This window comes from Dactylosporangium darangshiense (genome assembly GCF_039537565.1).
Taxonomy (GTDB): domain Bacteria; phylum Actinomycetota; class Actinomycetes; order Mycobacteriales; family Micromonosporaceae; genus Dactylosporangium; species Dactylosporangium darangshiense.
The window spans coordinates 1-13,647 of record NZ_BAABAT010000060.1; the positions used below are offsets into that span (position 1 = coordinate 1).

A 13,647-nucleotide genomic window follows, 5' to 3' on the forward strand; every position below is an offset into this window, starting at 1 on the left:
ACGGGTCGGCCGCCCGGATCGCCTGCGGGCAGTGCGTGGCGATGACCTCGTTCATCCACCGCGCGCTGTCGGAGGAGATGTGGGTCAGCTGCGCGCACCGGCGCGGTCCCAGCAGCGTGAAGAACGCCGTCAGGCCGGCCTGATCGCGGCCCTTACCCACCCACACCAGGCGACCGGTGTCGTGGTCGACCACCACCAACAGGTACTTGTGCCCCTTGCGATAGGAGATCTCGTCGATGCCAATCCGGCGCAGCCCAGCCAGCAGGTCCACCCGACCGGCGGTGTCGGCCCACACCCGAGCCACCACCGCACCCACCGTGCGCCAGGCGATGCGCATCAACTGGGTCACCGCGCTCTTCGAGCACACCGTGGCCAGCCAGGCCACCGTCTGATCGAAGGCCAGAGTGTGTCCAGCACCATGCCGCGCCCACGGCACCGCGGCCACGACCACGCCGTGCACTAGGCAGGACACCCGCGGCGCGTCCGCCTCGACGAACGCGCGGATTGTGCCCAGATCCAATGCTCGCCACCGCCGGCGACCCTCGCCCTGGTCATAGCCCGCACAGCGCCGCCGGCACACCCCGCACCGCCGCCGCTGTCCGCGCCCTGGGCGCACCGACACGACAACAACGCCCTCGTCCTCGTCGAACTCGACACGCTCAACCACCGCCTTGTCGACGCCGAGCAGCCCAGCCCATAACCTTGCACTACGCACGCCGTTCTCCCGCCACCGCAGTTCTGACCTTCGACAAGCCAGAACCTAGGCAGGACAACGGCGTGCGCTATTCACGACGCGCCGAGCCGCCCATGGAAGCGTCAGAAGCGCCTCAAATGCGCTGTCATCGGCTAGATGCGTGCACGTTGTGCGACGTCCCCGAGGTGGTGGCAAGCCATTGCCGGGTCAGGTTGTCAATGCGCCTGGGGGTAGGCCGTAGCGGCGACCGCATTTGGTCACCGCCGAGAGGCCGTGACCTTCGACTGGGGGTTTCGGGGTCCAGCGCGCATGTAGTCGGCGAGCCGTGGAAGACGACGGACTGATCGAATACGTCGTCGAACGCCGCCCTGATCTCGGACCCGTTCACCTCGGGATCATCACGCACGTCAGCTGTCCGGGCGAGCGACTTTGCCCAGGCCGGCATCCACGCGCCCAACGCGGGATCGATGCTCGGTGTTCACCTGGCCGGCGGGTGTTCGGTCGCGCGAAAGGGTGGTGGGTTTCCGGGTCGGCGGCGTTTATGCTCCGGCCGTGATTGTTGTGGTCGACGTCGATGTTGTGGCGCAGCTGGACGTGGCGTTGCGCGGTAACCCGGCGCTGGCCGGGGTGGAGGTCCGGCGGGGCCGGGCTGGGGTGGGCGCCGGCGAGCTCGGCGCCGGCGAGGTGGTGACGTTTCTGGCGACGGATGTGACGCTGCCGTTGGTGTTGAATGCGATCTACGACTTTTTCAAGGCTCGGCGCCGTTCGCGGCCGGCGGAGCGGGCGCGGGTGGTGCTGACGAGGACGGATCTGCCGGACGGCACGCGTCGGACGGAGATGACTTTGGACGGGCCGGCTGAGGCGGTGGTTGCAGCGGTCAGAGCGGCGTTGAGTGAGGCTTCGGATGTCGGCGGGTGACGCGGCCGGGGTGTCGCGGGCCGATCCGTCGGAGTCGGCGGCGGTGCTGGTCGGGGTCAGCACATATCGGTCGGATTTCCCTGCGGTACCGCAGGCGGTGGCCGGGATGCGGCGATTGGCGGAGCAGTTCGCACTGCCGCAGCTGTGGGGGTTGCGGCCGTCGCGGCTGATCGCGTTGGAGGATCCGGATCGGGCGGTGGTGCTCCAGGCGGTGGGTGATGCGGCGCGGCTGGTCCGCCCGCCTGGGTTGCTGGTCATCTATTTCGTCGGTCATGCGGAAGCCTTCGGCGAGCAGTTGTGTCTGGTACCGGTGGATGGTGACCGGTCCCGGCCGCAGCGCAGCATGGTGACGGTCGCCGATCTGGTCGACGAGGTCGCGCGCAACGGTTCGCCGGACCTGTCGGTGCTGCTCCTGCTGGACTGTTGCTTCGCTGGACACGCGGACGCAAGCGTTCCGGTCCGAGCCGTGCCGGGCGGCGGGTCGGCGGGCTGGTACCTGATCGGCGCGACCGACCGGACCAATCCGGCGCAGTCCGGGCAGGGCCGTGAGCTGACCCTGTTCACCGAGATGCTGCTTCGAGTGATCCAGGGCCTGCCGGACCGTGGCGCTTCGCTGCGCGGCTGCGATGTATTCGACGAGTTGGTGACCCTGCTGCGGGAGCATCCTCCGGTCCATAACGGTGCGCCGCCCGGATCGCTGCCCTGGCTGGTGAACCGCAGCTACCGACCGCCGCCGTTGACGCCCGTCGCCGTGGGTTCGCCAACCGTGGATGCGGTCGCAGTGGCGCGCCGGCCGCGGATGCTGCCGCCGGTACCGCCTGGCGCGATCGCTCGTCCCGGCCTGACCCGCATGCTCCTCGAGACGCTGGAACAGTCGTCGCAGGCTGACCCGATCGTGGTGACCGCGGTGCGCGGCTTCGGCGGATTCGGCAAGACAGTCCTGGTCACACAGGCCTGCCACGAGCCGGCTGTCGAGGCCCGGTTCCCCGGCGGGGTGCTGTGGACCGAACTCGGCCAGGACCTGCTCGGCCCCGCACTGGCCGCCAAGATCAACGATCTGTCCGCCCGGTTGACCGGTGTCCGACCGACGTCCTCCGATCCACTCACCGCCGGTTTCCACCTCGGCGAGGCCTTGGACCTGCGCACCGATCCGGTTCTGCTGGTCGTCGACGATGTGTGGCGTGACGAACAGGCCAGGCCTTTCCTGGTCGGTGGCGAGCGCTGCCGGCGGGTCATCACCACCCGCTTCAATCTCCCCTCGCTTGCGGCTGCCACCACGGTCTCGATCGACGTCATGGGCGGGAACGAAGCCGCGACACTGCTGAAGCAGGACGCCGGCCTGCTGCCGGCCGATGTGCTGGCCGAGCTGGCGCGGCTGAGCGGGCGCTGGCCGCTGCTGCTGGGCATCATCAATCGCACCATCGCCCGCACCACCACGGCCACCCGAACCGCGCCGGAAGCAGCCCACATGGTGCTGGATCGGCTGCGGCAAGCCGGCCCGGCCGGTCTCGACAATCCCTGGGCCGATGACACCAGCCGCCGCAACACCATGATCAGTGCCTGTATCGAGGGCAGCCTGGCGTCGCTGCGGACGTTCGTCCGTGACCGGTACCTCGAACTGGGCATCTTCGTCGAAGACACCGACATCCCCTACCGGACTCTGGCCCTGCTGTGGGCGGAGACCGGTGGCCTGGATGCCTTCCAAACGGAGCAACTCGGCCAGACGCTCATCGACGCGTCGCTGGCCACCCCCGCCCGCCGGGAACCCGGCCTACGGCTGCACGATGTCCTGCGCAGCTACCTCCGCGACATCGCTGCGGTGGATCAGGCCGCCCGAACCAACACCGCGCTGCTCGACGCCGCCGCACGCCTTCTACCCGAAACAGCAGCGCAGCGCGACCACGCACCGCGGGCGTGGTGGGCGCTCCCTCCGCAGCAGGAGTACCTCTGGCGCCACATCGTCGACCATCTCACCGCCGCCGGTCGAGGACACGAACTGGACCGCCTGCTGATGGACCTGCGTTGGACCGCCGCCCGCATCCACCGTGACGGACCGGTCCACGCCGAAGCGGACCTCATCCACTGCCACCATCCCGACGCCCCCGCCCTTGCCGACGCCATCCGCCGCAACGCGCATCTGCTCACCCCCGGCTCAACCGCACACAGCATTCACGACAGCATCGCCAGCCGCCTCGACGGCAACCCCATCCTCCAACCTCACGTCGAAGCCTTCGCCGCCACGCTCACCCACAGGCCCCGTATCGCCAACCTCTGGCCACCACCCGACCAACCCAACCCGGCCCTGCGCCGCTCCATCCACACGGGCCACCCCGCCGGGGTCGCGCACGTGCACATCGCGCCCGACGGAACCTGGCTGGCCACCACCGGCGGCAAGCTCGGTGCCGGTGACTCGGTGATGCGGATCTGGGACCTGGCCACCGGCGAGCAGACCCACCGGCTCGACACCGACCACCCGGGCGGGGTTGCGCAGGTGCATATCGCACCGGACGGGGCCTGGCTGGCCACCACCGGCGCCGGCTACAGGACTCGTGACCCGGTGGTGCGGATCTGGGACGTGGCCACCGGCGAGCAGACCCACCGGCTCGACACCGGTCACCCGAACGGGGTCGAGCAGGTGCACGTCGCGCCGGACGGGACCTGGCTGGCCACCGCCGGCGGTCGCGGTGATCCGGTGGTGCGGATCTGGGACGTGGCCACCGGTCAACAGACCTATCGGCTCGGCACCGACCACCCGGGCGGGATCGGGGAGGTGCACGTCGCGCCGGACGGGACCTGGCTGGCCACGACCGGCGCGGCTGGTGATCCGATGGTGCGTATCTGGGACGTGGCCACCGGCGAGCAGACCCACCGGCTCGACACCGGCCACCCTGCCGGGGTCGGGCACGTGCACGTCGCGCCGGACGGGACCTGGCTGGTCACGACCGGCGCGGGTGGTGATCCGGTGGTGCGGATCTTGGAGCTGGCCACTGGCCGACAGACCCACCGGATCGACACCGGCCACCACCGCGGGGTCGGGCAGGTGCATATCGCGCCGGACGAGAGCTGGCTGGCCACCATCGGCGTCGGCTACAGCGCCGATGACGCAGTGGTGCGGGTCTGGGACCTGGCCACCGGCCGGCAGACCCATCAGCTCGACACCGGCCACTCCACCGGGCTCGGGCCGGTGCACGTCGCGCCTGACGGGACTTGGCTGGCTACCAACGGCGGTAGCGGTGCTCGGGTGGTGCGGGTCTGGAATCTGTCCACCGGTCAACAGACCCATCAGCTCGACACCGGCCACCGCGACGGGGTCCGGCAGGTGTATATCGCCCCCGACGGGGCCTGGCTGGCCACCAGCGGCGGCAAACCCGGTGCCGGTGATTCGGTGGTGCGGATCTGGGACCCGGCCACCGGCCAGCAGACGCACCGGCTCGACACCGGCCACCCCACTGGGGTCGGGCAGGTGCACATGACGCCTGACGGGGCCTGGCTGGCCACCACCGGCATGAGTGGTGATCCGGTGCTGCGGATCTGGGACCTGCCTACCGGCGAGCAGGCCCGGCAGCTCGACACCAGCCATCCGGGCGTGGTCGGGCAGGTGCACATGGCACCGGACAGGACGTGGCTGGCCACTACCGGCGGCGGCTACGGTGCCGATGATCCGGTGGTGCGCATCTGGGACCTGGACACCGGCGAGCAGACCCGGCAGCTCGACACCGGCCACCGCCACGGGGTTGCAGGGGTGTATATCGCGCCGGACGGGGCCTGGCTGGCCACCACCGGCGGCAAACTCGGTGCCGATGATCCGGTGGTGCGTATCTGGGACGTGGCCACCGGCGAGCAGACCCACCGGCTCGACACCGCCCGCAGCGGCGGGGTCGCGCAGGTGCATATCGCGCCGGACGGGGCCTGGCTGGCCACCACCGACGGGGTCGGTGATCCGGTGGTGCGGATCTGGGACGTGGCCACCGGCGAGCAGACCCACCGGCTCGACACCGGCCACCGCGACGGGGTCGGGCAGGTGCGGATCGCGCCGGACGGGGCTTGGTTGTCCACCACCAGTGCCGGCTACAACACCGTCGACCAGGCGGTCCGGATCTGGGACGTGGCCACCGGCGAGCAGACCCACCGGCTCGACACCGCCCACCGCCACGGGGTTGCAGGGGTGTATATCGCGCCGGACGGGGCCTGGCTGGCCACCACCGGCGGCGGCTACAACGCCGATGACCCGGTGGTACAGATCTGGGATCCGGGCACGGGCAAGCAGACCCACCGGCTCGACACCGGCCACCGCCGCGGGGTCGCGCAGGTGAGCATCGCGCCGGACGGCACCTGGCTGGCCACCGCCGGCGGGGTCGGTGACCCGGTGCTGCGGATCTGGGACGTGGCCACCGGCCGGCAGACCCACCAACTCGACACCGACCACCACGAGGGGGTCGGGCAGGTGCACATCGCGCCGGACGGGACCTGGCTGACCACCCTGGGCGCCGAATACGACAGCATCGACCCGATAGTGCGGGTCTGGGACGCGGCCACCGGCCAGCAGACCCACCAGCTCGACAACGGCCACCACGAGCGCATCCGCGGCACGATCATCCCAAGCGACAGCCAGTCGCTGCTGGTGCTGGGCGTCACGTTTCTCAGCTACTGGAGCAAACGAGACTCACAAATGGCCGCGATCCGGCTGGACGGCGCGATTGCCGCATGGTTTCTCGGGTCAGATGATCAGCGCTTGATCCTTGGCGGATCCCGCGGCATATACGGCTACCGGATCATCAGCTGACAGCCGAGTGCCCCGTGTCAGGGCAGCTGGACCGGCTCCCAGCGGCCGGAGGTCATCGAGCGGTAGCAGGCGTCGATGACGGTATTGACCAGCCAGCCGTCTTGGAACGTCTCCAGCGGCGGTTCTCCCGCGGCGAACCGGTCGACGAAGTGCCGCATCTCCTGGGAGAAGCCGTATGCCCGGGTCTCCTCGGGCACCGGGTACACCCAGCCGGTGTCCGCGTCCGCCTTCTCGACCAGGTAGCCGGCCGGGTTGCTGATGAAGCCCCACACCGGGGTCGACGCCGTGTCGGTGACCAGGCGACCGGCGCTGCCGACGATCTCGTGGCGCAGCTGCATGCCGCCCTTCTCGACCCATGAGCTCTCGATCGACGCGAGCTGTCCGCCGGCGAACTTCAGCAGGGCGATCGAGGTGTCCTCGCCGGTGGTGCGGTCGGCGTGCGCGAGTGTCGCTCCCCAGGCGAAGACCTCGACGATCGGGTTGTCGCGGCCGAAGAAGTGCCGGGCCGACTCGATGGTGTGGCAGCCCATGTCGAGCAGTGCGCCGCCGCCGGCCGTCTCGGCGTCCCAGAAGTGCGGCGCGTGCGGGCCGGAGTGACCCTCGCGGGCGCGCATCCACAACACGTCGCCGATGCCGCCGGCCGCGACGATCTCGTGCGCCTTGGCGAGGTTGGGTGAGAAGACGGAGCTCTCCGCGTAGCCGTGCCAGACACCGGCCTCGGTGACCACCCGCAGGATTTCGGCGGCCTCCGGCCCGGTGCGGCCGAGGGGCTTGGTGCAGATGATGCCCTTCCCGGCGGCGGCCGCCACCCGTACCGCCTCCAGGTGCACCTCGTTCGGCAGGGCGATGACCACCAGGTCGACCGCGGGGTCGGCGCACAACGCGGCCATGCTCTCGTGTGGCCTGCTGTCCCGGCCCGGCCGGGCGGCGAAGGCGGCGGCCCGCTCCGGCGAGCGTGAGTAGTGCGCCACGAGGCGGGCGTTGCGGACGTCCTCAAGGGCCTCGGCGTATGTCTCGCCGATGAACCCGGAGCCGAGCAGGCCGACGCCGATCAAGGGTCCTCCAGAACGAAGTGGTATGCAGTGGATGCGGAACGATAGCATCTCAGCAAACCAAAGCTGTACCTCTTGTTACCACACTGTCTGCCTGTATATGCTCCCGCATCAGGCGCCGGCCCCGGGGGAGCCGCGCGAAGGCAACGATGACGAGAGGCAACTCCATGCGTGCACTACATGCGTCCGTTGCGCTGGTCGCGGCGGCAGTGGTCGCCCTGTCCTCGGCCTGCTCGCCGTCGGCGGGGAGCGGCTCCGGCAAGGTTGTGCTGACGCTCGGCAGCTGGCGTACCGAAGACCTCGCCATGTGGCAGGACGAGATCCTCCCCGCCTTCGAGAAGGCGCACCCGACGATCGACGTCAAGTTCAGTCCGACCAATACCAACGAATACAACGCCGCGATCCAGTCACAGGTGGACGGCGGTACCGGGCCGGACCTCATCACCTGCCGGCCGTACGACGTGAACCGTTCGTGGATCAAGAAGGGGTACTTCGAGAAGCTCGACGGCAAGCCCATGCTGGACGGCTTCGAGGCGCTCGCCCTGGACCCCTGGTCGGACGACGCCGGCAGCCACTACTGCGTGCCCACCGCCGCGGTGCTCGCCGGCTTCTACTACAACAAGGACATCTTCACCGAGCTCAACCTGAAGGTACCCACGACGCAGGACGAGTTCCTCGCGGTACTCAAGGCGATCAAGGACAACGGCAAGTACGCGCCGCTTGCAGTCGGCGCGGCCGAGTCGTGGCAGCTGGCGTACAACGGGCTCTACAGCATCGGCCCGGCGTACTGGAAGGGCGAGGACGGCCGGCAGGGCCTCATCAAGGGCACGAAGAAGGTCACCGACCCCGACTTCGTCGCCGCCTTCACCGCGTTCGACGCGTGGAAGCCGTACCTTCCCAAGGGCTTCGAGAGCCTGAAGTACGCCGACATGACCCAACTCTTCGCCCTCGGCAAGGCGGCGATCCTGCCCGACGGTTCGTGGGACATCAACCAGGTCGCGGTCGGCAACCTCCACGTCGGTGTCTTCGGCCCGCCGGCGGTGACCGCGGGGGGTGACCGGTACGTGCAGGAGATGCCGGACATGGCGATCGGCATCAACGCGGCGAGCAAGCACAAGGCCGAGGCCGAGACGTTCCTGGCCTGGACCGCGACGCCCGAGTTCCAGGCGTTGTACACCAACAAGCTGCCCGGCTTCTTCTCGATGGGCAAGCAGCCGATCACCTACACCAACGCGCTCGCGCAATCCTTCGCCGACCTGAAGAAGGGCGCGAAGCTCACCCCGCGGCTGGGGCTGGACCGGCTCAGCGCCGGCACCCCGCCGTTCGACGACGAGGTCTGGCGGGTGCTGCAGCTGATGTACACCAAGAACCTCAGCCCACAGGAGGCCACCACCCAGCTGCAGGCCGGGCTGTCCAGCTGGTACGAGCCGCAGAAGAAGTAGGCGGGACGGGGATGTGCCGGGTCGCGGCCCTGCACATCCCCGCACGACGCTGATGCAGCCCGAAAGGAACCCCGCCCGTGCGAAGGGCCCACTACCGGTACTTCCTCGCCTTCACGCTGCCCGCGCTGGCGGTCTACGTGATCTTCGCGGCTCTGCCGCTGTTGAACTCCATGTACTTCAGCCTCTTCGACACCGACACCGACGACGGGGCCGCCCGGTTCGTCGGCCTGGACAACTACCGGTACCTGTTCACCAACCCGACGACCAGCGAGCGGTTCTGGAACGCGCTCACGAACAACGTCGAGTACTTCGCGATCCACCTCGTCGTGGAGGTCCCGCTGGGGCTGCTGCTGGCCGCGCTGCTCACCTCCGGCCGGTTGCGCAGATCCACCGGGGTGTACCGCACGCTGCTGTTCATCCCCACCACGCTCTCCGTGGTGATCGTCGGGTTCATCTGGCGCCTGATCATCAACCCGCTGTGGGGTCTGGTCGACTTCCCGCTGCTCGGCGACGAGCGCACGGCGCTGCCCACGATCTCGCTGATGTCGGTGTGGCAGTACGTCGGCATCCCGATGATCTTCCTGTACTCGGCGCTGCTGGCCGTGCCCGGCGACATCCTGGAGGCGGCGCGGATCGAGGGCGCGGGCGCCTGGACGGCGTTCTGGCGCGTCAAGTTCCCGCTCATCGCGCCGCAGTTCGGACTGATCGCGATCCTCACGTACATCTGGACCTTCAACGGTTTCGACCTGGTCTTCGCGCTCAACGGCTCGGCACCCGGCCCGAACTACAGCACGGACATCCTCGGCACGCTGTTCTACCGCACCTTCTTCGGGTCGAGCGGACAGGTCGCCGATCTCGATCTCGGCGCGGCCGTCGCCAGCGTGATCTTCCTGATCATCCTCGTCATCACCGGTGCGTACTTCGGGTTGCTGCACCGCCGGCTGAAGTCCTACGAGTTGTGAGTGGTGACATGACTGCTGTAGCCAGGGCGCGCGGCTCCGAGCGCGCCGGGAGTCTGGTGGTGCACGGTCTGCTGATCGTGTTCGCGCTGCTGGCGATCGCACCGATCCTGCTGATCGTGATCAACTCGTTGAAGACGACCCCGGCGATCTTCGAGCATCCGTTCGCCCCGCCGGGGGCCGGGACCTTCAGTGCCGGCGGCTACGAGCGGGTGTTCCAGCGCGGGCACTTCGTCGCCAACTACCGCAACAGCCTGATCGTGACGGTGACCAGCACCATGCTGACGCTGGTGCTGGCGACGCTCGCCGCATTCGCGCTCACCGAGTACAAGGTGCGCTTCGCGCCGCTGGTCGGCGGATTCTTCGTCGCCGGCATCATGCTGCCGATCCGGCTCGGGACCGTGCCCATCCTCAGAACCATGATCTCGTGGGGGCTCATGGACACGCTCACCGCGCTGATCCTGGTCTACACCGCGATGAGCCTGCCGCTCGCCGTCGCGTTGCTCATGACGTACTTCCGCGCCGTGCCCGGCGACGTGAAGGAGGCCGCGCGCATGGACGGGGCCGGGGAGCTGCGCACGCTGTCGATCGTGCTGCCGATGGTCCGGCCGGGCCTTGCCGCGGTGGCGTCGGTGACCATGCTGCCGATCTGGAACGACCTGTGGTTCCCGCTCATCCTGGCGCCGAGCCAGGAGAACCAGACGGTGACGCTGGGCGTGCAGCAGTTCGTCGGGCAGTTCCTCAACGACTACCCCGCGCTGCTCGGCGCGCTGACCCTCGGCGCGCTGCCGCTCGTCGTGCTGTTCGTCGTCTTCTCCCGGCAGTTCATCCAGGGGCTCAGCCAGGGCATCGGCAAGTGAGCCGGGCCCTGGCGATGCCGGCGCTAGCGCAGTCCCCAGGACGGCCGGGCCTGGGTCCCGGCGCGCAGGAAGAAGGTCCGCAGCCGGTACCGGTCGCCGCGGTAGCGCACCACCGACGAGAACAGCGGGCGGTCGTTGGCGCTGAACACCAGCTGCCGCAGCGCCAGCACCGGCTTGCCGACGTCCAGCTGGAGCTGCTCGGCCAGGTAGGCGTCGGCCTCCTGCGCCTCGATCGTGGCGTCGGCCTTGGCCGGGTCGAGGCCAGCCGCCGTGACGTGGTCGTACAGCGAGCCGGTGCGGAAGTCCACGTCGGCGAAGCCGGGCACCAGGTCGGCGGGGATCTGGGTGAGGTCGAGCGCGGTCGGCACGTCGTTGAGCAGCCGCACCCGCTCCAGCACGAACAGCGGCGTGCCGGGCGCGATCGAGAGCTGCTCGGCCTGGTCCAGGTCGGCCGGGACCACCTCGTGGCGCAGCACCGTCGAACTGGCCGCCAGCCCCATCCGGCGCGCCGTCTCGGTGAACGACTCGAGGCTGTTGGGCCACTCCCGGGCGCTCGCACCCGGCGCCACGTACCAGCCGCGACCGTGCGAGGCGCTCAGCGCGCCCTCGTCGACCAGCGTGGTCAGTGCCTTGCGCAGGGTGACCCGGCTGATGCCCAGCCGCTCGCACAGCTCGCGCTCCGGTGGGAGCCGGCTGCCCGGTTTCAATGCGCCGGTCCCGATCTGGTCCTTGATCAGGTTCACGGCCTGGATCCACAGCGGCTCGGGATGGTCGGCGCGGATCGACGTGGGCGTCGGGGCGTCAGTCACTGTCGCATCATCGCCGACTACCGGACCTCACGCAAACCACTGAAGACCAGATAGGCCGCCGTGTCGGCGACGAATGGGTGGTTTGCGCGGATATTCAGGGCAACCTGCGATTGGGAAAGAGCTCACTCTGTACCACTGGGCAATAATTGGTATCGTGTGGTCGCTACTTGGTATTGCTCTGGCGAAGGTTAGGGGAGGAACCGCCGTGGTCGAACCGTTGAGGGCGCGGACGCTCGGTCCGCTGCGCGCCGAAGAGATCTCGGCCGCGCGCGAGGTCCTCGTGCGCAGTGGCCTGCTGACGTCCACCACACACGTGGCGTACCTGGGACTGCTCGAGCCCGACAAGCGCGGCGCGGCCGGCGGGCTGCGGCTGCTGCGCGCCCTGCTCGTCGACATGGCCGACGGTGCGTCGCACGACGTCGTGGTCTGCCCCGGCGAGGACCGGCTGGTGTCGTCCACCGTGATCGAACCGGCCCGCGACGGCCAGGTGCCCGTCGTGATGCTGGAGTTCGCGATGGTCGAGGAGATCGTGCACAAGGACCCGCGCTGGCTCGCCGCGATGCACCGCCGTGGGCTGACCGATCTGTCCGTCCTACGGGTGCAGCCGTTGTCGGCCGGTGCGGCGATGTCCGAGGCCGAGCAGGGCCGGCGCCTGCAGCGCACGTTCACGTTCCTGCAGAAGAGCCCGGCCGACCTGCCCTGGGCCCACCCGGTCGACGGCGTCGTCGCCTACGTCGACGTCATCGCCCGCGAGGTCGTCGAGGTCCTCGACGTCGCGGCGCCGGCCGTGCCGCAGGAGGACGGCAACTTCCACCTGCCGGAGTTCAACGGCCCGCTCCGCGAGGGCGTCCGGCCGATCGAGATCACCCAGCCGCACGGCCCCAGCTTCACCATCGACGCCGACAACGTCCTGGAGTGGCTCGGCTGGCGGCTGCAGGTGAGTTTCGACTCCCGCGAGGGCCTGGTCCTGCGCGACATCTCCATCGCCGACGGCGGCCGGCAGCGTCCGGTGCTCTACCGCGCCTCCATCGCCGAGATGGTGGTGCCGTACGCCGATCCCAGCCCGCAGCGGTGGTTCCAGACGTTCTTCGACGGCGGCGAATACCTGCTGGGCAACTTCGCCAACTCCCTGGAGCTCGGCTGCGACTGCGTCGGCGACATCACCTACCTGGACGTGGTCGTCGCCGACAACGACGGGCAGCCACGAAGCATCCCGCAGGCGATCTGCATTCACGAGGAGGACTACGGCGTGCTGTGGAAGCACACCAGCTCCTTCACCGGCTCCAGCGACGTGCGGCGCAACCGGCGCCTCGTCGTGTCCTTCTTCGTGACCGTCGGCAACTACGACTACGGCTTCTACTGGTACTTCTACCTCGACGGGACGATCGAGCTGGAGGTCAAGGCCACCGGCGTGGTGTTCACGTCCGGCCACCCGAACCCCGGCGGTGAGTACCCCTACGCCACCGAGGTCGCGCCGGGCCTCGGCGCGCCGCACCACCAGCACCTGTTCAGCGCGCGCCTGGACGTCACCGTCGACGGTCCGGTGAACTACGTCGAGGAGGTCGATGCGGTCGCCGTGCCCCGCGGCCCGGCGAACCCGACCGGCACCGGCATCACCCAGCGGGTGACCCGGCTGCGCCGGGAGAGCGACGCGCCCCGCATCGCGGACGGCAACCACGGCCGGGTCTGGCGGATCGGCAACCCCGGCGTGCACAACCGGCTCGGCCGCGACGTCGCCTACGTGCTGCACCCGCAGGGCCAGCCCGCGCTGCTCGCGGACGCGGAGTCCGACCTGTACCGCCGCGCCACGTTCGCCACCGGGCACCTGTGGGTCACCGCCTACGACCCCGCCGAGCAGTACCCCGCCGGCGACCTGGTCAACCAGCACCCGGGCGGCGCCGGCATCCCGGCCTGGATCGCGGCCGACCGCGCCATCGACGGCACCGACATCGTCGTGTGGCACACGTTCGGGCTGACCCACTTCCCGCGGCCGGAGGACTGGCCCGTCATGCCGGTCGACACCACCGGCTTCGTCCTCAAACCGGCCGGCTTCTTCGGCCGCAACCCGACCCTGGACATTCCCGCCTCCGGCGGGGACCACTGCCACCGCTGATCCAGCCGACCCGCACA

The 13,647-nt window shown here is 69.6% G+C and carries 9 protein-coding genes; 6 read left to right on the plus strand and 3 right to left on the minus strand.

What is annotated here, in order from left to right; translation table 11 throughout:
* Positions 1–715 (minus strand): transposase (locus ABD901_RS51700; RefSeq protein ID WP_345141506.1); only part of this gene is annotated, 715 nt, incomplete at its 3' end.
* Between the two features lie 531 nt (positions 716–1,246).
* Here ABD901_RS51700 and ABD901_RS51705 point away from each other — a divergent pair.
* Both ABD901_RS51705 and ABD901_RS51710 read left to right on the plus strand, forming a co-directional pair.
* On the plus strand, positions 1,247–1,612 hold the full coding sequence (locus ABD901_RS51705; RefSeq protein ID WP_345141509.1) for a hypothetical protein: 366 nt from the start codon (positions 1,247–1,249) through the stop codon (positions 1,610–1,612).
* On the plus strand, positions 1,599–6,395 hold the full coding sequence (locus tag ABD901_RS51710) for an NB-ARC domain-containing protein (protein WP_345141525.1): 4,797 nt from the start codon (positions 1,599–1,601) through the stop codon (positions 6,393–6,395). The genes ABD901_RS51705 and ABD901_RS51710 overlap by 14 nt, the downstream gene beginning before the upstream one ends.
* A gap of 17 nt (positions 6,396–6,412) precedes the next feature.
* Here ABD901_RS51710 and ABD901_RS51715 read toward each other — a convergent pair whose 3' ends face one another.
* Positions 6,413–7,450 carry a Gfo/Idh/MocA family protein gene (locus ABD901_RS51715; RefSeq protein WP_345141534.1) on the minus strand — a complete coding sequence of 346 codons (1,038 nt, stop codon included), beginning with the start codon at positions 7,448–7,450 and terminating at the stop codon, positions 6,413–6,415.
* A 164-nt stretch (positions 7,451–7,614) separates the two neighbouring features.
* Here ABD901_RS51715 and ABD901_RS51720 point away from each other — a divergent pair, with 164 nt between their 5' ends.
* The 3 genes from ABD901_RS51720 (at position 7,615) to ABD901_RS51730 (ending at position 10,708) form a co-directional block, all read left to right on the plus strand.
* Positions 7,615–8,889 (plus strand): ABC transporter substrate-binding protein, encoded by a 1,275-nt coding sequence (locus ABD901_RS51720; protein WP_345141543.1) that lies wholly within the window; start codon positions 7,615–7,617, stop codon positions 8,887–8,889.
* Positions 8,890–8,966: 77 nt separating this feature from the next.
* Positions 8,967–9,851 (plus strand): carbohydrate ABC transporter permease, encoded by an 885-nt coding sequence (locus ABD901_RS51725; RefSeq protein WP_345141546.1) that lies wholly within the window; start codon positions 8,967–8,969, stop codon positions 9,849–9,851.
* Positions 9,852–9,859: 8 nt separating this feature from the next.
* Complete coding sequence (locus ABD901_RS51730; RefSeq protein ID WP_345141549.1) at positions 9,860–10,708, plus strand: carbohydrate ABC transporter permease; 849 nt, start codon at positions 9,860–9,862, stop codon at positions 10,706–10,708.
* 23 nt (positions 10,709–10,731) lie between these two features.
* Here ABD901_RS51730 and ABD901_RS51735 read toward each other — a convergent pair whose 3' ends face one another.
* Positions 10,732–11,517, minus strand: a complete 786-nt coding sequence (locus ABD901_RS51735) for a GntR family transcriptional regulator (protein ID WP_345141552.1) — start codon at positions 11,515–11,517, stop codon at positions 10,732–10,734.
* A 205-nt stretch (positions 11,518–11,722) separates the two neighbouring features.
* Between ABD901_RS51735 and ABD901_RS51740 the strand changes: the two genes are divergently transcribed.
* Positions 11,723–13,630 (plus strand): primary-amine oxidase, encoded by a 1,908-nt coding sequence (locus tag ABD901_RS51740; protein ID WP_345141555.1) that lies wholly within the window; start codon positions 11,723–11,725, stop codon positions 13,628–13,630.
* Positions 13,631–13,647: the final 17 nt, after the last annotated feature.